Annotated in this window: 15 protein-coding genes and 4 tRNA genes; 6 read left to right on the top strand and 13 right to left on the bottom strand. The window is 59.0% G+C overall.

What is annotated here, in order from left to right; all coding sequences use genetic code 11:
• Position 1 precedes the first annotated feature (1 nt).
• The 3 genes from NET03_RS09475 to NET03_RS09465 are packed head-to-tail and all read left to right on the top strand — an operon-like array spanning position 2 to position 2,979.
• A complete protein-coding gene (locus tag NET03_RS09475; RefSeq protein WP_252128671.1) occupies positions 2–1,204 on the top strand; it encodes an Rv3626c family coenzyme F420 biosynthesis-associated protein in 1,203 nt (400 codons plus the stop codon).
• Positions 1,173–2,366: a DNA double-strand break repair nuclease NurA gene (locus tag NET03_RS09470; RefSeq protein WP_252128670.1), complete on the top strand. Its 1,194-nt coding sequence runs from the start codon at positions 1,173–1,175 to the stop codon at positions 2,364–2,366. Before NET03_RS09475 ends, NET03_RS09470 begins: the two co-directional genes overlap by 32 nt.
• The gene (locus NET03_RS09465; RefSeq protein WP_252128669.1) at positions 2,350–2,979 is read left to right on the top strand and encodes a hypothetical protein; all 630 of its coding nucleotides are present in this window, start codon (positions 2,350–2,352) and stop codon (positions 2,977–2,979) included. The genes NET03_RS09470 and NET03_RS09465 overlap by 17 nt, the downstream gene beginning before the upstream one ends.
• Here the strand turns inward: NET03_RS09465 and purH are convergent.
• The 7 genes from purH to NET03_RS09430 form a co-directional block, all read right to left on the bottom strand.
• A complete protein-coding gene (purH, locus tag NET03_RS09460) occupies positions 2,976–4,490 on the bottom strand; it encodes a bifunctional phosphoribosylaminoimidazolecarboxamide formyltransferase/IMP cyclohydrolase (RefSeq protein ID WP_252128668.1) in 1,515 nt (504 codons plus the stop codon). The two genes, NET03_RS09465 and purH, sit on opposite strands and share 4 nt — an antisense overlap.
• Before the next feature lie 13 nt (positions 4,491–4,503).
• The gene (locus NET03_RS09455; RefSeq protein ID WP_252128667.1) at positions 4,504–5,106 is read right to left on the bottom strand and encodes an HD domain-containing protein; all 603 of its coding nucleotides are present in this window, start codon (positions 5,104–5,106) and stop codon (positions 4,504–4,506) included.
• A 50-nt stretch (positions 5,107–5,156) separates the two neighbouring features.
• Complete coding sequence (locus tag NET03_RS09450; RefSeq protein WP_252128666.1) at positions 5,157–5,732, bottom strand: GTP-binding protein; 576 nt, start codon at positions 5,730–5,732, stop codon at positions 5,157–5,159.
• A gap of 64 nt (positions 5,733–5,796) precedes the next feature.
• A complete protein-coding gene (purM, locus tag NET03_RS09445) occupies positions 5,797–6,870 on the bottom strand; it encodes a phosphoribosylformylglycinamidine cyclo-ligase (protein WP_252128665.1) in 1,074 nt (357 codons plus the stop codon).
• A gap of 12 nt (positions 6,871–6,882) precedes the next feature.
• Complete coding sequence (locus tag NET03_RS09440; RefSeq protein WP_252128664.1) at positions 6,883–7,293, bottom strand: roadblock/LC7 domain-containing protein; 411 nt, start codon at positions 7,291–7,293, stop codon at positions 6,883–6,885.
• A 60-nt stretch (positions 7,294–7,353) separates the two neighbouring features.
• Entirely contained in the window at positions 7,354–8,805 is a 1,452-nt protein-coding gene (gene hflX / locus NET03_RS09435; RefSeq protein ID WP_252128663.1) for a GTPase HflX, read from the bottom strand.
• Positions 8,777–8,850, bottom strand: a tRNA-Gln gene (locus NET03_RS09430). Before NET03_RS09430 ends, hflX begins: the two co-directional genes overlap by 29 nt.
• A gap of 111 nt (positions 8,851–8,961) precedes the next feature.
• On the opposite strand from NET03_RS09430, the gene NET03_RS09425 reads away from it, so the two are divergent.
• On the top strand, positions 8,962–9,882 hold the full coding sequence (locus NET03_RS09425) for a 2-deoxy-5-keto-D-gluconate 6-phosphate aldolase domain-containing protein (RefSeq protein ID WP_252128662.1): 921 nt from the start codon (positions 8,962–8,964) through the stop codon (positions 9,880–9,882).
• Positions 9,883–10,001: 119 nt separating this feature from the next.
• Here NET03_RS09425 and NET03_RS09420 read toward each other — a convergent pair.
• The 3 genes from NET03_RS09420 to NET03_RS09410 all read right to left on the bottom strand — a co-directional run bounded on the left by NET03_RS09420 (position 10,002) and on the right by NET03_RS09410 (position 10,265).
• Positions 10,002–10,077 (bottom strand) — tRNA-Phe (locus NET03_RS09420).
• A gap of 22 nt (positions 10,078–10,099) precedes the next feature.
• Positions 10,100–10,172 (bottom strand) — tRNA-Val (locus NET03_RS09415).
• Positions 10,173–10,178: 6 nt separating this feature from the next.
• Positions 10,179–10,265, bottom strand: a tRNA-Leu gene (locus tag NET03_RS09410).
• Positions 10,266–10,590: 325 nt separating this feature from the next.
• On the opposite strand from NET03_RS09410, the gene NET03_RS09405 reads away from it, so the two are divergent.
• Together NET03_RS09405 and NET03_RS09400 are read left to right on the top strand one after the other, a co-directional pair.
• Positions 10,591–11,136: a Fur family transcriptional regulator gene (locus NET03_RS09405; protein ID WP_252128661.1), complete on the top strand. Its 546-nt coding sequence runs from the start codon at positions 10,591–10,593 to the stop codon at positions 11,134–11,136.
• A gap of 18 nt (positions 11,137–11,154) precedes the next feature.
• Complete coding sequence (locus tag NET03_RS09400; protein WP_252128660.1) at positions 11,155–12,042, top strand: manganese catalase family protein; 888 nt, start codon at positions 11,155–11,157, stop codon at positions 12,040–12,042.
• A gap of 89 nt (positions 12,043–12,131) precedes the next feature.
• Here NET03_RS09400 and aspS read toward each other — a convergent pair whose 3' ends face one another.
• From aspS to lepA, 3 genes are read right to left on the bottom strand one after another with little or no spacing between them, the layout of a single operon-like run.
• On the bottom strand, positions 12,132–13,970 hold the full coding sequence (aspS, locus tag NET03_RS09395; protein ID WP_252128659.1) for an aspartate--tRNA ligase: 1,839 nt from the start codon (positions 13,968–13,970) through the stop codon (positions 12,132–12,134).
• Between the two features lie 56 nt (positions 13,971–14,026).
• On the bottom strand, positions 14,027–15,403 hold the full coding sequence (locus NET03_RS09390) for a MazG family protein (protein WP_252128658.1): 1,377 nt from the start codon (positions 15,401–15,403) through the stop codon (positions 14,027–14,029).
• Positions 15,404–15,407: 4 nt separating this feature from the next.
• Positions 15,408–17,231: a translation elongation factor 4 gene (gene lepA, locus NET03_RS09385; protein WP_252128657.1), complete on the bottom strand. Its 1,824-nt coding sequence runs from the start codon at positions 17,229–17,231 to the stop codon at positions 15,408–15,410.
• Positions 17,232–17,258 lie beyond the last annotated feature (27 nt).

The following is a 17,258-nucleotide window of genomic DNA, read 5'->3' as shown; positions in this document are numbered from 1 at the left end:
CATGAGTGAACGCTCTGCACGAGTCATCGGACTACTTGTCGGACTTTCTCTGGGGCAGTGGGTCGGGCGACGGGCACGGGATCGGGTTGCAACTTGGGAACCGCCGGGACTGATCGATTGGGGACGTGCTCGAGAGCTCGCGGTGCGCTTCGCGGGAGAAGTGCGACTAGGCGCGAAAGAGAGGGAAGAAGCCACTGCGACCTACCGACGGTTGATTGAGGAGTTGGCACCGGCGATTGCCACCTTTGTAGGAGCTCCGGTTCCGCCAGGAATTCACCGTGTCTATGCCTTTGATCGCATCGACTGGATCGATGCGAATCTTGAGGGTTTTGCGGAGATCCTGCGACCACTCGAGACACTGGTATCTCTCCCACAGCATCCGCTGGCCCGGGTGGGGGCGCTGGCGTGGGCGTATGCTGGGAGATCGGCCGCGACCGTGGAAATCGGTATGGCGCTGGGTTTTCTCTCCCGCCGTGTGCTGGGCCAATACGATATTACTATTCTCGGGCGTGAACCGGTCACAACGGGTAAACTGTACTTTGTCGAGCCGAATGTACGGTGGCTCATTCGGACGTGGCGGCTGCCCGAAGCTGATTTCCGCCGATGGCTCGTGCTGCATGAGGTGACGCACGCCTTCGAGTTCGAAACGTACCCTTGGCTACGCGAACACGTTAATGGACTCCTGCGCGAATGGGTGGAGGCCCTTCGTCTGGACGGAAATCTGGGACGGCGATTCATCGAGGCCGTACGCTCCGCAACTCGAGGTGAAGTCGGCCATGAAGGAACGTGGATCGAACTCCTGATGTCGCCCGAGCAACGTCGCCTGTTTCGAGCGCTGCAGGCGGTGATGGCGGTTATAGAGGGGTACAGTAATTTCGTCATGCGGCAGGTAGGGCGACATCTGGTCAGCGAGTACGAGGTCATCGAGCGGAAGTTTGAAGAACGTGAGCGAATGCGCACGCCCGCCGAGCAACTTGTCCTTCGCCTGACGGGGTTGGACATCAAGCTTGAACAGTATCGACGAGGGGAGATGTTCTGTCGCACCATCGCTGAGCGGTATGGGCGGGACGCTCTCACGCTTCTTTGGCGTGGACCGGATTGCTTGCCGAGTTACACGGAGCTTTCGGATCCCATTGTATGGCTCCAGCGGGTAAGGCGGAGCAGCGAGCAGCATGACGCTGGACCTAACGAAAATCGTCAGTGAATTGCGACGCGCTGTTGCGCTTGCCGTTGCCCATGCGCAGAGCGGGGCAGACGAATTTGTCGATTTGCTTCGGCGATTCGACGATACGGAAGTCCTGCAACGGGTTGAGGAAGCTCGAACCTCTTGGCTTCTTGCAGTCGCGCTCGGGCGGTATTTTGCGCGCTATGGTGTTCCCGAGTTCCACCCGGTGAACTACAGCTGTGTCGCGACTGACGGGTCAATCGTTGCCAGTGATCGGCATGGGCCACTGCACTACGCGATCGTAAATATCGGGTATTGTGTTCTGGAGTACGGTCCCCATCCCCGAGCGCGACTTGGTGCGGAACCGACTGTGCTTTGGAAAGACGAGGATCTTTGGATCACGGACGGTGCGCGGCGAATTCCGGTCACCGGAGCTGCTCTCGCCGCACGACGCGCGGTTATGGAGTTGGAGACCAGTTTGCGCCTGTGTGGCGACGTGCAGTCGCCAGTGGCGGTCTTGCAGGATGGGACACTCATTCCCTGGGGGCTAGAAGGTCAAACAGGGCCAGTTGTTGCATGGGCCCTTGAACGCTTCGCGACCGTTCTCCAGGAGTACCGCCAGCGAAAGATTCCAGTGGCTGGAGTGATCAGCTACCCAGGGTCGAGGGATGTCGTGAATGTGCTTCGCGTTGCGGCGTGCGACTACCCGCAACTCGGTCGTACGGTAGACTGCGACGACTGTCTTGCCCGTGTCCAGCGAGGGGAGCGACACCAGGCGTGCAGGATTGTCCCTGACGTGACGGATCGCTGGCTTTTTGGACGATTTGAGGGGATACAGCTGAGTCCCGGCGAACGCAGTGCCTGCTACCGCAGCCGGTCAACTATTTTGCGGCAACTTCCGGAAGAGGACCAGATTGTGTTTTTCTACCTCCACACCGGCTCAGAGATTGCGCGTGTGGAGATGCCACTTTGGATTGCTGCCGATCATCGCCTCCTGGAAGCGATCCACGGGATCATTTGGGATCAGTGCTGTCGGGCGCGTGGCTACCCGCTCGCTCTCCAAGAAGCTCATGAGCAGGCAGTGGTGCATCGGGAAGAACGGCTTCAAATTGAGGCTCTCGTTGACCAGCTCTTCGCTGATGCAGGTCTGATCCAGGAGCGTTCAGCGAAGGAGCGAAGCAAGCGTGTGCGCTTTGCATAAGTCTCGTCGTATTGGTGAAGTTGTTGAGACCTCGACGGTGCAATTTGCTGTCGAGTGCGATGAACTCGATGTGGTGCCTGAGCTGGGATCGTTCGTACGGGTTGGCGGGACAGGCGTCGATGCTATCTACGGGATTGTGGCGTATGCGGAAACCACGGCGGTTGATCCAGGCCGGCGTGTCGTTCGCCGTGGATCAGCGCAACTTCAAGATCGCGCGCTCTACGAAGCAAATCCGGAATTGCGCTTCGTCCTCCGCTCACTGTTTTTGGCGGTGGCCATGGCGTACGAGCACTCTGGGAACCTTATGTTCTTGGTGCCGCCGTTTCCGCCCCCCCTGCATTACAGCGTGGAAGTCGTGCCAGAGAGCGACGTTGGGCGGTTGACCGATGGATGTGCGTATTTCGCGCTTCTTTTCGATTTCACAGGTCCGGTGCCTGCCGAACAACTCCTTGCAGCGCACCTCTACTACGTGTACCGCAAGCGTGGCCAAGACTGGGATTGGCTCGAACGAGCGGCCAAGGAGATAGCGCGGCTCTCGAAACGGGACTATGAGCGCTCACTCCGAGTGCTTGGCACGCTGGAGGCGGTCCTGCAGCGTGAACTTGATCGTTAGTGGCGAAAATGCCGCTCTCCGGTGAACACCATTGCTATGCCCGCGCGTTCTGCTGCTGTGATCACTTCTCCATCGCGGCGTGATCCCCCCGGTTGGATGATTGCAGTGATGCCAGCAGCGGCTGCAACCTCGATGCTGTCGGGGAAGGGAAAGAAAGCATCGCTGGCCAGCACTGCACCGCGGGCTCGCTCTCCAGCTCGCCAGATGGCTAAACGAACGGCATCCACGCGATTTGGTTGGCCACCACCGATTCCGACTGTTTGCCCGTCACGCGCAAGAACGACGCCGTTCGAGAGGACGAACGGCACGATGGTCCAGGCGAACAAGAGATCGCGCCACTCGGTCTCGTTCGGATGCCGCGTTGTCACGACCTGCCAGGACTCTTGCGGGCGAACAGGCCTATCTGGTGACTGCACGAGTGCGATGTCGCCAGTACTTCGAACCACATAAGGGGGATCGACCCACGGAGGAGCGAAAATCAGGCGGAGGGCCTTTCGTCGTCGCAGCACATCTTCGGCCTCGCGATCGATCGACGGGGCCACGATAAGGTCGAAGAGATGCTGAGCGAGTGCTCGGGCCGTTGGGGTATCGACCGGACGATTAAAGGCCACAATACCGCCGAAGGCAGAAATCGGATCCGCGTCGAAGGCACGAGCGAATGCTACCTCGATTGTCGAGGCAACAGCGACACCACACGGAGCAACGTGTTTGACGATCACCACTGCTGGCTCAGCGAAGCGGTTGACGAGCTGCCAGGCAGCGGAGGCATCGAGGACGTTATTGTAGGACAGTTCGACTTCGCCAACCGTGTGCCAGCGATTGATTTGCGACGGAAAGCCTGCGAGCTGGTATAAGGCGGCCATCTGATGGGGGTTTTCCCCATAACGAAGTGCCCGAATCTTGCGTAATGGTAACGGTAGGAGGTCGGGGAAGGGCTCAGTTCGCAAGTAGGCTGCAATCTGCGCGTCGTAGGTTGCAAGGTGTGCGAAAGCTTTCGCAGCGAGTTCGCGGCGGAGAGCGTATGGGACGGATCGGGGGCCGCCTCGCGCGAGCTCGGCGAGAATGCGCTCGTAGTCGGAGGGGTCGACGACAGGAAGGACCCAATGGAAGTTTTTGGCTGCAGCGCGAAGCAAAGTCGGTCCGCCGACGTCGATCAGTTCGATCGCTTCGCCTTCCGGTGTCTCGGAGGTCACCGCTCGATCGAATGCGTACAAGTTGACAACGACTAGTTCAATTGGCTCAAACCCGTACTGTGCGAGCTGTTCGAGGTCCTCCGGGTGATTGTGACGGGCAAGGATCGCAGCATGAATGGCTGGATGCAACGTTTTCACACGGCCGCCCAAGAGATCCGGAAACCCGGTGAGTTCGGAGATTTCGCGAACCGGGACGCCATGTTCGCGCAGAACCCGTGCTGTTCCGCCTGTGGAGAGCAGTTCCCATCCAAGGGCGACAAGTTGCTGGCCCAACTCCACGATGCCGGACTTCTCATAGACCGAAAGAAGTGCGCGCATTGAACCTCCCTCGTCATACCGATTCGATACGCTGAGGCAGAATCAGAACGTCCTTCCCGAAGACAGTTCGGAAGAGACCTGCGCGAGCCTGTGCCTTCTCGACTTCCAGTGAGGGGTATGTGTTCGACACTGCGTAGATGGTGATGTACCCATCGGAAAACTCGATGAGGACGTCCTTGACGAATTGCTGATGGCTCGCATCAAGTCCCTCGGCAATACGAAGAATCGCTGCCAGTTGTTCGACGAGGTGGCGGAATCGGGGTGGTAAACGCTGGAACTGTGGATGGCGGAGTGAGGGTTCGGCAGCGCGATGATACCGTGCGATATTCGCAATAGCCAGCTGTTCGGTACGGTCAAATCCCTTGAGGGGAATTGCCATGATTCGATCGAAACTGTATCGGTGGTGCTCTGGAAGCGAACGGAATTGCCCGCAATCATGCCAGAGTGCGGCTGCAGCCAGGAGATCACGGCCCTCTGGTGGAAGGTGAAAACGGTCTCGGAGCTGATCAAAGAGCTGGAGAGCGAGAAAAGCAACGTGCTCGCTGTGCTCGTGATCGGGTGTCTCGATCGACGCGGCTGCCCGTGCCCGCTCGAGTGATGGATCGGCGCGAGTCATACGGTCCGCCTCCACTTGGGGCAAGTATGCCTGAGCGAGCGTTGTTGGGATTAAAGTCGGTCGACAACGAGCTTCATGATGGCGCGGAGTGTTTCGATGACGCCGATAGACCGTACCGCGATAGCTGGAAAACGAGGGGCGCGCATTGGGTTGAGATAGCGATCGAGTATTGGAACTGGTAACGCGTTCTGGAGATCCAGCTTGTTGTATTGGAGCACCAAGGGAAAGTCGAGTGGACGCTTACCCTGCTTTGCCAGGTTCTGTGCGAGTTCCCGCAGGCTCTGGAGATTTTCTGCCAATCGCTCCCGCTGGGCATCTGCCACGAAGACGACCCCATCAGCACCACTGAGGACCGCGATCCGAGTCTGCCGATAGAGTGTTTGTCCCGGAACGGTGTACAACTGGAAACGGAGCCGATACCCATGCACGGTGCCGACATCCAGAGGCAAAAAATCGAAGAACAAAGTTCGCTCGCGATCTGTTTCGATCGAAATCAGCTCGCTTTTGGCATGGTCCGGGAGCGATTGGTGAATGACTTGTAAATTGGTTGTTTTTCCGCTGAGCCCGGGTCCATAGTAGACGATCTTCCCGTGAATTTCTCGAGCCGCTATGTCAATCAGTGCCATAGCTCTTCACCACCGAGTCACGGCGGTGGTTCTCGGTCGAACTGTATTAGCCAGCTCTACGATCTCAGGAACCACTCGTCAAGACCAGTTCCGGGTCTGTTCTAACGCGCACAAGAACGCGCGGTGTATCTCCTTCGCCAACTTGTCCGATGATCCATCCTTCTCCGATCGCTTGCTGAAGTTCGCGAATGAACGGTGCCTCCCCAATGACAACGAAGCCGATTCCCATGTTAAACACACGATACATTTCGATGAGCGGTACTTGACCCCGTTGTTGGAGCTCAAGGAAAAGCGGGGGGACAGTCCATCTTGTTGCGTCTATCTCCACACGGCGACCTTGAGGAACGATGCGGGCGATGTTTTCAACTAACCCTCCGCCAGTGATGTGAGCAAGCCCATGTAGGCCTGGGTGATCTAACCACGCGCGTAAGAGCGGATAGTAGCATCGGTGAGGCTCGAGCAGGAGCTCGCCCAGCGAGTGCTGGGACCATACCGGGATCTCCGAGAGTATCTGCCGGTCGCGTTCGCGTTCTCCGGTCAAACCGAGGCAGGCTCGCGCGAGCGTATAGCCATTCGTGTGTAACCCACTACTCGGCAACCCAAGGACAAGATCTCCAGCTGTGATGTGACGCCCATCAATGATTCGATCAGTCGACACCACACCGACCATGCAACCAGCGAGGTCATAGGTTCCTGATTGGTAGATGCCGGGGAGCTGCGCTGTTTCGCCCCCAATGAGCGAGCAGTGCAAAGCTCGACAAGCATCGGCCATACCGTGGACGAGTTCCTCCAGGATACTCTCCTCGAGGCTGGCAGCAGCGAAGTAGTCCAGGAAGAACAGCGGCTGCGCACCGCAGGCAAGCAGGTCGTTTGCGCTGTGATGCACCAGATCAACACCGATGCCATAGTGGCGACCCAGTGTTGCAGCAAGAAGCACTTTTGTGCCGACACTATCAATCGTCGCGACCAGCGCGAGGGTACCGTTGCCTCCGGGGGCAGCAAAGAAGCCGCCGAAGAACCCGAGCGGTCGGAGAACATCCGGACCGAATGTGCTCTCTACTGCGCGAGTGATACGTTCTTTAAGAGTTTTCGCCCGTGCGAGATCGACCCCACTCCGGGCGTACGACAGCGGTTCCATGAGGGCTCCTTATCAGGCTGATATGGGTGGCGTGGCCTGGCTGGTCAGGGTACCCAGACGACGAACGGCTAGCCGCAGGCGTCCTAGGTTCGCACTGCCAGCAGCAACGAGAACCAATGCGGTGTCCTGGTCGAGTGGTGCGACAAGCACGAGATGGCGATCAAACTCAATGATTGCCTGGCGGGGCGCACTTGCGAACTCTTGTCCCAGTGCCTCGAGCATCAAAAGCCCACTCACGGCATTTGCAGCAATCGCCTCGGCGTCAATTTCAGATCTACTCGCTGTTGCTGCATCCACGACTAAACCGTCGGTGGTGACGACGAGGGCGGCCTCAAGACCGTAGTCCTTTTGCAACTTTTGGACAAGTTCGCTGAATGTCACGTCCAACTCCTGTTCCTTTGTGCCGATCGCCTCAGCTCTCATTATCGACTGCTAGCGGTGAAGGTGCGACGGGAATTTCGTCCCAGCTCTTCATCCGCACTGTCAAGGTGTTTCATGCGTGCGCAGTCGCGGTACAACATAGCGGTCGAGCCGAGGTAGAAGCGCGACTGGGACCTGAGCATCAACGATGATGTCGTTGGCACAGTATCGCCGCTCGGCAATTGTACCCCGCTCCTCGATAAGTGCCAGGAGATTTGTTTCGCGGTACGGGATACGCAATCGAACTGAGATAGGTGTCGTGATCTCCCGTAGCGTTGCGGCGATGCGTTGCCGTAGTGCGTCCAATCCCTGACCGGTCACTGCAGAGACAAGGAGCGCGTTCGGGGGAAGCCCGAGTTCTTGGGCAAGCTGCTCAGGATCGACGTCCGGTGTCAGTAAATCGATCTTGTTCAGCACAGTAATCGTCGGGTAACTATCTGCCCCGAGTTCCCGTAACACCTTACGGACGGTCGCTGCCTGTTCGGCGGCTTTAGGATGTGTGACATCCACAACATGCAGGAGCAAGTGAGCATCCAGAATCTCTTCCAGGGTGGCCCGAAATGCAGCGACAAGAGATGTTGGAAGCTTATGGATAAATCCGACGGTATCGGTCAAGAGAGCAAGTTGCCCGTCTGGCAGGGCAAGTCGGCGAGTGGTGGGATCCAAGGTCGCGAACAGCTTGTCCTCGACAAGGACAGACGCGCCAGTTAGTGCATTGAGGAGCGTTGACTTCCCAGCGTTGGTGTAGCCGACGAGCGACACCACAGGTAGTCGCTCTTGCCGGCGCCGCTGGCGATATCGCTCACGATGCCGCCGCACATCTTCGAGCTGACGACGGATCCAAGCGATCCGCTCTCGGGCGCGCCGGCGGTCGATTTCCAGCTGTGTCTCGCCAGGCCCGCGCAATCCGACTCCACCAACAGCCTGGCGGGACAAATGTGTCCACATGCGGGTCAAGCGCGGCAAACGGTACTCCAACTGCGCCAACTCTACTTGCAAGCGACCTTCGCGAGTCTGTGCGCGCCGAGCAAAGATGTCGAGGATGAGCGCCGTACGATCCAGGACTTTCACCTGCAACGCATCCTCGAGGTGCCGGAGCTGCGCTGGGCTCAGCTCGTCGTCCGCCAGGACGACGGAAAAGTCGAGCTCACGACGAAGAGCGGCGATCTCGGCCAGTTTGCCCGGTCCGACGTACTGTCGTGGGTGGGGATGAGGCAAATGCTGCGTGACTGCGCCAACGACCTGGAGTCCGGCAGTTTCAGCCAGCTGAGCGAGTTCCGCGAGAGAGGATACAGGATCCCAACCGTCTCGTCGCCAATGGACGCAGACGAGGAGTGCGCGCTCAACAGCCGTGGAGCGATTTGTCTCGTGCGTGGTGCTCCTCCCGTGCAGGCCGCGTACTCTGCTTCGGTCCGAGGTGGCTGGTCGAGCAATCGTGCGCATAGTCTTGACTAGAAAGGCCACCGTCCAAGGCGACGGTGGCTCGTGGCTGGGGAGTAGGGATTCGAACCCCAACTAGCTGATCCAGAGTCAGCCGTCCTACCGTTAGACGACTCCCCAACGACCGCGATGAAGTGTAATCGATCTGCACAACGCATGTCAAGGCTTGCAGTCGCACCCAGTGTGCGCTAGGGTTGGGGCAGGAGACGGCGCAGGATGGGAGGTGCCGTGATGCAAGTGGGATACGCTCGACCGCTGTATATCCTGGCCTTCGACCATCGGAGTTCTTTTGAGGAGATGGCAGCCAAGGCCGGAATAGGCCAAGAAGAGCGAGTGGAGAAGATCCGTCAGGCGAAGCAGGTGATCTTCGAAGGGTTCGAAGTGGCGATCACGCAGGGGGCTCCACGTGAGTCAGCGGGGATCCTCGTTGACGAGCAATACGGAGCTGAGGTGGCTCGCCGAGCGCGGGAGCGTGGTTACCTTTTCGCTATGCCGGTCGAGAAGAGTGGGCAAAAGGTTTTCGACTTCGAGTATGGAGAGCGGTTTGGCGAGCACATCCTGGCCTTCGACCCGACGTTTACCAAGGCGCTTGTCCGGTACAACCCGGATGATCCCTCCGATACCAAGAAGATACAACTTGAGCGCCTCAAGCGGCTCCACGATTGGCTCCGGGAGCGGGAGCGGCTTTTCTTGCTTGAGCTGCTTGTGCCGGCGACGAAGGGCCAGCTTGAGCAGGTGGGCGGAGATGCCGAGCGTTATGACCGAGAAGTCCGTCCAGACCTCACCCTGCAGGCCATCGACGAGTTTTATGCGGCAGGTGTTGTACCGGACATCTGGAAGATCGAGGGACTCGATCGTCGGGAAGACTGCGAGCGTATGGCGGCCAAGGTGCGGAGCGGTGGCCGCGACGCAGTGAGTTGCGTTGTGCTTGGTCGCGGTGCCGATCCGGCGCGGGTGGATCATTGGCTGCGCATGGGAGCGGGCGTGCCGGGGTACATAGGATTTGCGATCGGCCGCACGCTGTGGTGGGAAGGTGTGCAGGGCTTTTTGAACGGAACGCTGACGCGCGAAGCTGCTGCGGAGAAGATCGCGGCGAATTATCGCCGCGCAATTGATCTCTTTGTGGAGGCTTCCCAGGCCGTCGTCCGATGAGATAGAGCAAGGTTGAATCGCGAGCGGCACGAGCATCGAGCCACTCGATGCTCGTGCCGCTCTAACAGGAGAAAAGCAACAAAAAACCGGCTCAATTGAGCCGGCTTCTCATTCTGTTTTGGTGCCGAGGGGCGGGATCGAACCGCCGACACCGTGATTTTCAGTCACGTGCTCTACCAACTGAGCTACCTCGGCTCATGCTGCCTGGGGGCACTCGTGGGCGATAGAGGACTCGAACCTCTGACTTCCACGGTGTAAACGTGGCGCTCTACCAGCTGAGCTAATCGCCCGCGAAGTGGTGCCGAGGAAGGGATTTGAACCCCCACGCCCTTTCGGGCACTACCCCCTCAAGGTAGCGCGTCTGCCTATTCCGCCACCTCGGCACGTCCCTGCCGCCTCGGCAGCACCATAGAGTATAGGCAGCAGCTGGGTGCGCTGTCAAGGGGCGGCGTGCAGGGCTCGGAACCTTTAAACCAAACTGGACGCTGGTTCCAACGAGTCCGGCGTCACCAACTCTGTGCCCTTGTCTTGCCCCAATGAGCTACGGGCTTCGTGGGACAAGGCCGTCGGCGAGGCGCGATCGCACGCCATCACGTGCGGTCTGGCGAGAGCCGAGTCCAACCACGCCGATGATCCGCACCGAACAGTCTTGACACTGTCCAAACGAGTCTGCTATGTTGGACAGTGTCAAGAAAGGATCGTCCTTCGGTGAGTCACAATCTCCCTGAGGAGCGGATGAGCCAGCTCGTGGCGCGACTGCGGAGAGCAGGACTGCGTGCCACTCGACCGCGGATCCTTGTGCTCGATGTGTTGGATCGTGCTGGCGGGCATCTGGCCGCGGATGAAGTGTTGGCTCGCCTGCGTGCCCGCGGTTTCCGACTCTCCCGTGCGACCGTCTATAACGTCATTCACTCTTTGGTGTCGTCCGGACTCGTGATGATTGCGGACACAGGGCCGGGACGAATGCTCCTGGAGCCAGCGAGGGTGTGGCACCATCACTTTGTCTGTCGAGAATGCGGTAGTGTTATCGACGTCCCGTGCGTCGTCGGAGCGAAGCCTTGTCTGCAGCCCGATCTCCCTGGTGCTGAGGTCGATGAAGCCCAGGTGATTTGGCGCGGCCGATGTCCACGCTGTGTCATGCGCTCAGCAACGGGAGGTGGTAGCCATGCGGAGACGATTTCCTCCGGGGCGAGCACCACCGTGATTGACCGACGAGCGTTTGGGCGACCTGGTCCGATGGCGGAGAGGCACTAAAACAAGGGAGGGAGTACCATGTACCTGCGCATCGATCGGCTGCAGATCGAGTTGCCGCAACCAAAGGAGCCGGATCCGAATGCCGCGGCGGCGGTTCAGGAGCTCCTCGGCGGGCGGTTCGGCGAGATGTCGACGCTCATGAACTATACCTATCAATCTTTCAACTTTCGGGGGCGCGACAAGCTGCGTCCGTATTACGATCTCATCGCGAACATCGCGACGGAGGAGCTTGGGCACATTGAGCTGGTCGCAGCGACGGTCAATCTCATGCTCACTGGTACGACCAAGCCGGGTGCTCCGGACACTGCACCGCTGGCACCTGCAGTGAATCTGCGCAACACGCACCACTTTATTGCCACTGCGCAGACAGCTTTCGTTGGGAACTCGATGGGGGCGTTCTGGCACGGCGACTACGTTTTCTCCAGCGGTAATCTGGTGCTCGATCTGTTGCATAACTTTTTCCTTGAGTGTGGAGCTCGCTTGCACAAGATCCGTGTTTATGAGATGACAACGAACCCGGTCGCGCGTGAAATGATTGGTTATCTGCTGGTCCGCGGTGGCGTACATGCCACCGCCTACGCTAAGGCGCTTGAGACACTGACGGGCGTGCAGGTGACGAAATTGCTGCCGATCCCGAACATCGAGAATAGTAAGTTCCCGGAAGCCCGGAAGTACGAGAACATGGGAGTGCACCGACGCCTCTACCGGTTCAGTCCTGAGGATTACAAGGAGATCGCCCGGATCTGGCGAGGACCCTCGCCAACTGGAGATGGCGAGCTCGAGGTGGTCGATGGGCCGCCCGCAGGAGGACCGGTGCCCGACTTGCCCGAGGTTCCGGAAGAGTTTGCACCAGGCCTTGCCCCAGAGGAGATCGCTGAGCTCGCGAAGAAGCTGGCCGCAAGCTAACAGCGCATACTCCTCGCTGCTCACCACAAGTTGGGGACCGGCCGGTGCCGGTCCCCTCTTTACCGCGGAAGCCTGTTTTAGAGGTCGGCTCACGACGCGGTCGCATCGTTTTGCTCCTCAGGGTAAATCACGAGGAGATGCAATTCTCGGAGTTGTTTCTCGTCGAGGGGTGAGGGGGCTCCGAGCATGAGATCTTGCGCCCGTTGGTTCTTCGGGAACGCAATCACCTCGCGGAGCGAAGACTCTCCAGCGAGGATCATGACGGTTCGATCCAAGCCCGGTGCCATTCCACCGTGCGGTGGTGCCCCATACTCAAAAGCTCGCAAGAGATGTCCGAACCGTCGCTCAATCTCTGCATCGTCGTATCCCATAATGGCGAAAATCTTGTTCTGTACTTCCCGGCGGTGGATTCGAATACTCCCGGTTCCAAGTTCGTAGCCATCCGCGACCAGATCATAGGCCTTGGCGCGCACTCGGCCGGGATCAGTGTCGAGAAGCGGAACGTCCTGGTCCAAAGGACTTGTAAACGGGTGATGCATAGCTTCCCAGCGCTGTTCTTCCTCGTTCCACTCGAAAAGTGGCGGATCGACAACCCAGCAGAAGGCGTGAACACTCTCGTTGATCAACTTTCGTTCCCGCGCCACATGGTTGCGCAGTCGGCCGAGCACATTGGCTGCGACACTCTCGACGTCTGCCACAAGCAAGAGAAGGTCGCCGGGGCCGGCTCCCAGGCGCTGGGCAGTCGCCGCGATTTCCTCTGGCTGCAGGAACTTGGCGACAGGGGAGCGGGCGCTTACACGGCTCTCTTCCTGATGCAGTGCCAGCCAGACGAGTCCCTTCGCCCCGAAGGTTCGTGCCACCTCGGTCAACTGATCAAGCTGAGAGCGCGAGGCATCAGCGAAGCCGGGCACGGCGAAGCCACGGACTACCCCCCCGTGTTCTAGGGCTGTGCGGAACACGCCAAATGAGGTTCCTCGGAACACATCTGAGACGTCTTCAATTTCCAGGCCAAACCGCAGGTCTGGCTTGTCGCTTCCATAGCGGAGCATCGCTTCCGAATAGGTGAGCCGGGGGAACGGCTTTGAGAGGAGTGGCTTTGAAGCAAAACGCTCGAAGAGTTCCGTGTAGAGACCCTCAACGAGTTCGATGACATCTTCCACATCCACGAAGGACATCTCGAGGTCAATTTGAGTGAACTCGGGTTGCCGGTCGGCGCGCAGATCCTCGTCGCGCATACAGCGGGCGATCTGGTAATAACGATCGAAACCTGCCACCATTAATAGTTGCTTGAGCTGTTGTGGGGACTGAGGTAAGGCATAGAAATGCCCTGGGAAGATACGACTGGGAACAACGTAGTCTCGAGCACCCTCCGGCGTGCTCTTAATGAGCATTGGTGTCTCAATCTCGACGAATTCGCGCTCCTCGAGGTACTGGCGAATGAAGCGCACCACTTGGTGGCGAAGCAAGAGGTTCCGCTGGAGGCGCGCTCGTCGCAGATCGAGGTAGCGGAACTCGAGACGTAACGACTCGTCAACATCCGTCTCTTCCGCGATTGGGAAAGGTGGAGTCTTCGCCGGGTTAAGAATCTCAATCTGGTCTGCGAGGACTTCAATTTCCCCCGTAGCGAGAGCCGGGTTGACGGTTCCCTCCGGTCGAGCGACAACCTGGCCGGTCACGGACAGGACATACTCGGCCCTGACGCGCTCGGCCATCCCGTGCGCTTCACTTGAGTGCGCCGGGTTAGCCACCACCTGGGTGATCCCGTACCGATCACGGAGATCAAGGAAGATCAACCCACCATGATCGCGCCGGCGATGGACCCAGCCTTTGAGCGTAACTGTGCGACCAACGTGTTCGCGGCGGAGTTCCCCGCAGGTAGTGTAACGGCGAGTTCCGGCCCGCTGCGTCGAAGTCAGCCCATCGGTCATGCTCTTGCTCCCTTCTGGGCGCGATGAATCGTGCCCCTCAAGCCCTTCCAGATCCGTCAGGCATCGGATTGATATGCGGATGCGTCACTAAAATGTGTTCGTTCGAGTTCCAGCGTCCACAGGCGAAGCACTGCCTCTGCGTCGAGCGCCTGCTCAGAGGCAGCTAGCACGCTACTCACGAGTTGCTGCCGGATCGTGTCGGCCGTTGTCTCCGGTGTCATACCTGCCACGTGTTGTCGCAGGGCTTCATAGCGTTCCGGATAAAGTCGTCGGAGCCGTTCGACCAGTTCTTGCGCTCGTGCAAGCGCCGGTAGTGTGAGCGGGACAACGTGACGTGGTGGCTCCTCTTCCTCCCGTTCAGCTGCCTTAATCTGTTCCCATCGTGTCAAAACGACGCCCACCGATTCGGCTTTTGTTTCTCCGAAGACATGCGGATGACGACGCACGAGCTTCTCGATCACTGCAGCGACGATGTCCTCGTAGACAAAGGTGCCTCGCTCCTCGGCCAGCTGTGCATGCATGATGACCTGCAAGAGGACATCTCCAAGTTCCTCGCACAGCGCCTCGTCATCCTCACGATCAATCGCTTCCAATACCTCGTACGTCTCTTCCAGGAGGTGCCGTCGGAGGCTCTGATGTGTCTGTTCACGGTCCCAGGGGCATCCCCCTGGGGCCCGGAGTCGCGCCACGACCTGTTGCAGTGCATCGGTTACACGCGCGTCGAGTGGATCGACCGGAGGGAGATAGACAGCGGTCGAGGCATCGTAGTGGTAGTGGTCGAGTTCGTGCAACGGAACGTGCAGTACCAGCGGTGAGCTTGTACCTGCCTGGCGCACGATGCTGACAGTGATGGTTGGAGGATAGAGGCGCTCCAGTGCCAGCTTGACCTGGGAGGCAAGCGGCCGATCATAGAGCTGACCCAACAAGGCTGGTCGCAGTGGAGAGAGAGGAGACCGGCCGGCTGCGAAGGGCGCTGCTTCCAGACAGCTCACCAGTTCAAGCGCATCGACGATTTGCAGATTTGTTGCCAAGGCGTCGATGCCCAAAATCGGCAAGACTGCGTCGACAAAGCTCAAACCGGGCACGATGGAGAACTCAATCCCGTGCTGTGGGGCATCAACCAGGAGACGGCGCACCGTCGCTTCGCCGACAAGGGGGTGACCGGGTACAGCGTAGACGAGCGGGGCTCGGCGAGCCTCCTCGATCACACGACCTACAATCCGGTCATAGACTTCCTCAAAGGAGATTGCTGCTTCGTAGAGATCGTCGCACGTCATCCAGCGGTCTGCATGAGGGAAGGACTGGGCAACTGGGTGGAGACGGGTACGGACCAAGACGCGCGCCTCAGAAAGAGCAGCGGCAGCAGCAGTTGTAAGATGCTCAGGTGCGCCTGGCCCGAGGCCGACAATCGTGAGGCGTGCGCGTGCAGGCATATCGTCACCGCGAGGAGTGACTTGATGAATCGCCGAGGCTGAGAACAGCGAGGAAGGCTTCCTGTGGGATCTCGACACTGCCGATCCGCTTCATGCGGGCCTTTCCTTCCTTTTGCTTTTCCAGTAGCTTGCGCTTCCGGGTGACATCGCCTCCGTAGCACTTGGCGAGCACATTCTTCCGAATGGCCCGGATCGTTTCGCGCGCGATGACTCGACTGCCGATCGCAGCCTGGATCGGTACGTCGAACAGCTGTCGCGGAATTAAAGAGCGAAGCTTCTCGACCAGCTCTCGCCCACGGGCGTAGGCCTGATCACGGTGGCAAATGAGCGACAGGGCGTCGACACGCCGCCCATGGACGAGGATGTCCAACTTGACCAGATCGCCGGCCCGGTAACCGATCGGTTGGTAATCCATCGATGCATAGCCCTGAGAGCGCGACTTAAGCTGATCGTAGAAGTCGACAATGAGTTCGGCCAGTGGCACGTCGACGGTCAAACGGACCCGGTCTTCACCAAAGTACTCCATTTCGACGAGCTGACCGCGCCGGCTGGTGACGAGATCCATGAGTCCGCCGATATACCGGCTGGGTGTCAAGATCGTGGCTCGTGCCCAAGGCTCACGGATCTCTTCGATCTCGCCCGCTGGCGGCATCTCGGCCGGGGAATCAATGAGTACGGTCGTGCCATCTCGTTTCACAATCTCGTATTGCACGCTAGGTGCCGTCGCCAGCAGCTCCAGCTCGTACTCGCGCTCGAGTCGTTCTTGAATGATCTCCATGTGAAGAAGTCCCAGGAAGCCGCAGCGGAAACCGAAGCCGAGTGCTTCGGATGATTCCGGTTCGAAAACCAAAGCCGCATCGTTGAGCCGAAGCTTCTCCAGAGCGTCGCGCAGCGCCTCGTAGTCGTCACTGTTCACGGGATAGAAGCTGGCGAAGACCATCGGCTTGACTGGGCGGTAACCAGGCAGTGGTTCGCGAGCTGGGCGTTGAGCGTGCGTGACGGTGTCTCCGACCTGGCAGTCACGCACAACCTTGAGCCCAGTCGCCACATAGCCAACTTCCCCAGCAGCCAAAGCTGCAACTGGTGTCATAAGCGGCCGGAACTGACCGAGTTCTAAGGCTTCCCCATTCGCGCCGCTCGCCATCATGAGAATCGGCTCACCGGTATGCAAAGTTCCGTCGACTACACGAATGTAGGCAACGACTCCCTTATACGGATCATAGTGGGAGTCAAAGATCAGTGCACGGAGAGGTGCTTCGCGATTGCCGCGCGGCGGTGGTACACGACGCACGATCGCTTCGAGGATTTCTTCGACGCCAATCCCCTCCTTTGCGGAGGCGAAGATGATCTCGTCCGGTAATAAACCGAATTGATCCATCAAGTCTTGTGCAACGCGTTCTGGCATTGCGTTCGGAAGATCGATTTTGTTGACTACGCCGATAATCGTAAGCCCGAGATCGATGGCCAGCATACCGTGGGCGAGTGTCTGGGCCTCGATCCCCTGTGTTGCATCGACGACCAAAAGCGCACCCTCGCAGGCAGCCAGACTGCGAGAAACTTCCGCTGAAAAATCCACATGTCCCGGGGTGTCGATCAGGTTCAAGACGTAAGTCTCCCCGTCACGCGCTCGATACTGCATCCGAACCGCGCGTGCCTTGATGGTGATACCTTTCTCGCGTTCGAGGTCCATCGAGTCGAGCACTTGCTCGACCATCTCCCGATCGCTGATCGTCTGTGTGAACTCAAGGAGACGGTCAGCGAGCGTCGACTTCCCGTGGTCGACGTGCGCGATGATACTGAAGTTGCGAATTCGTTCCTGTTCCGTCATCGCCCGCTCGTCGTCCCATCTACCGCA

The sequence above is a fragment of the Thermomicrobium sp. CFH 73360 genome, from assembly GCF_023806465.1.
Lineage (GTDB): Bacteria > Chloroflexota > Chloroflexia > Thermomicrobiales > Thermomicrobiaceae > Thermomicrobium.
Note: the sequence above shows the minus strand (reverse complement) of the source record. Positions and strands in the feature narration are given on the sequence as shown.

Bases quoted from the DNA above. Each gene is read 5' to 3' on its own strand.
- aspS (WP_252128659.1), bottom strand. From the start codon at position 13,970: ATGACCGATGGGCTGACTTCGACGCAGCGGGCCGGAACTCGCCGTTAC.
- NET03_RS09440 (WP_252128664.1), bottom strand. From the start codon at position 7,293: ATGAGAGCTGAGGCGATCGGCACAAAGGAACAGGAGTTGGACGTGACA.
- NET03_RS09450 (WP_252128666.1), bottom strand. From the start codon at position 5,732: ATGGCACTGATTGACATAGCGGCTCGAGAAATTCACGGGAAGATCGTC.
- purM (WP_252128665.1), bottom strand. From the start codon at position 6,870: ATGGAACCGCTGTCGTACGCCCGGAGTGGGGTCGATCTCGCACGGGCG.
- NET03_RS09475 (WP_252128671.1), top strand. From the start codon at position 2: ATGAGTGAACGCTCTGCACGAGTCATCGGACTACTTGTCGGACTTTCT.
- NET03_RS09425 (WP_252128662.1), top strand. From the start codon at position 8,962: ATGCAAGTGGGATACGCTCGACCGCTGTATATCCTGGCCTTCGACCAT.
- NET03_RS09470 (WP_252128670.1), top strand. From the start codon at position 1,173: ATGACGCTGGACCTAACGAAAATCGTCAGTGAATTGCGACGCGCTGTT.
- NET03_RS09400 (WP_252128660.1), top strand. From the start codon at position 11,155: ATGTACCTGCGCATCGATCGGCTGCAGATCGAGTTGCCGCAACCAAAG.
- lepA (WP_252128657.1), bottom strand. From the start codon at position 17,231: ATGACGGAACAGGAACGAATTCGCAACTTCAGTATCATCGCGCACGTC.
- NET03_RS09390 (WP_252128658.1), bottom strand. From the start codon at position 15,403: ATGCCTGCACGCGCACGCCTCACGATTGTCGGCCTCGGGCCAGGCGCA.
- purH (WP_252128668.1), bottom strand. From the start codon at position 4,490: ATGCGCGCACTTCTTTCGGTCTATGAGAAGTCCGGCATCGTGGAGTTG.
- NET03_RS09455 (WP_252128667.1), bottom strand. From the start codon at position 5,106: ATGACTCGCGCCGATCCATCACTCGAGCGGGCACGGGCAGCCGCGTCG.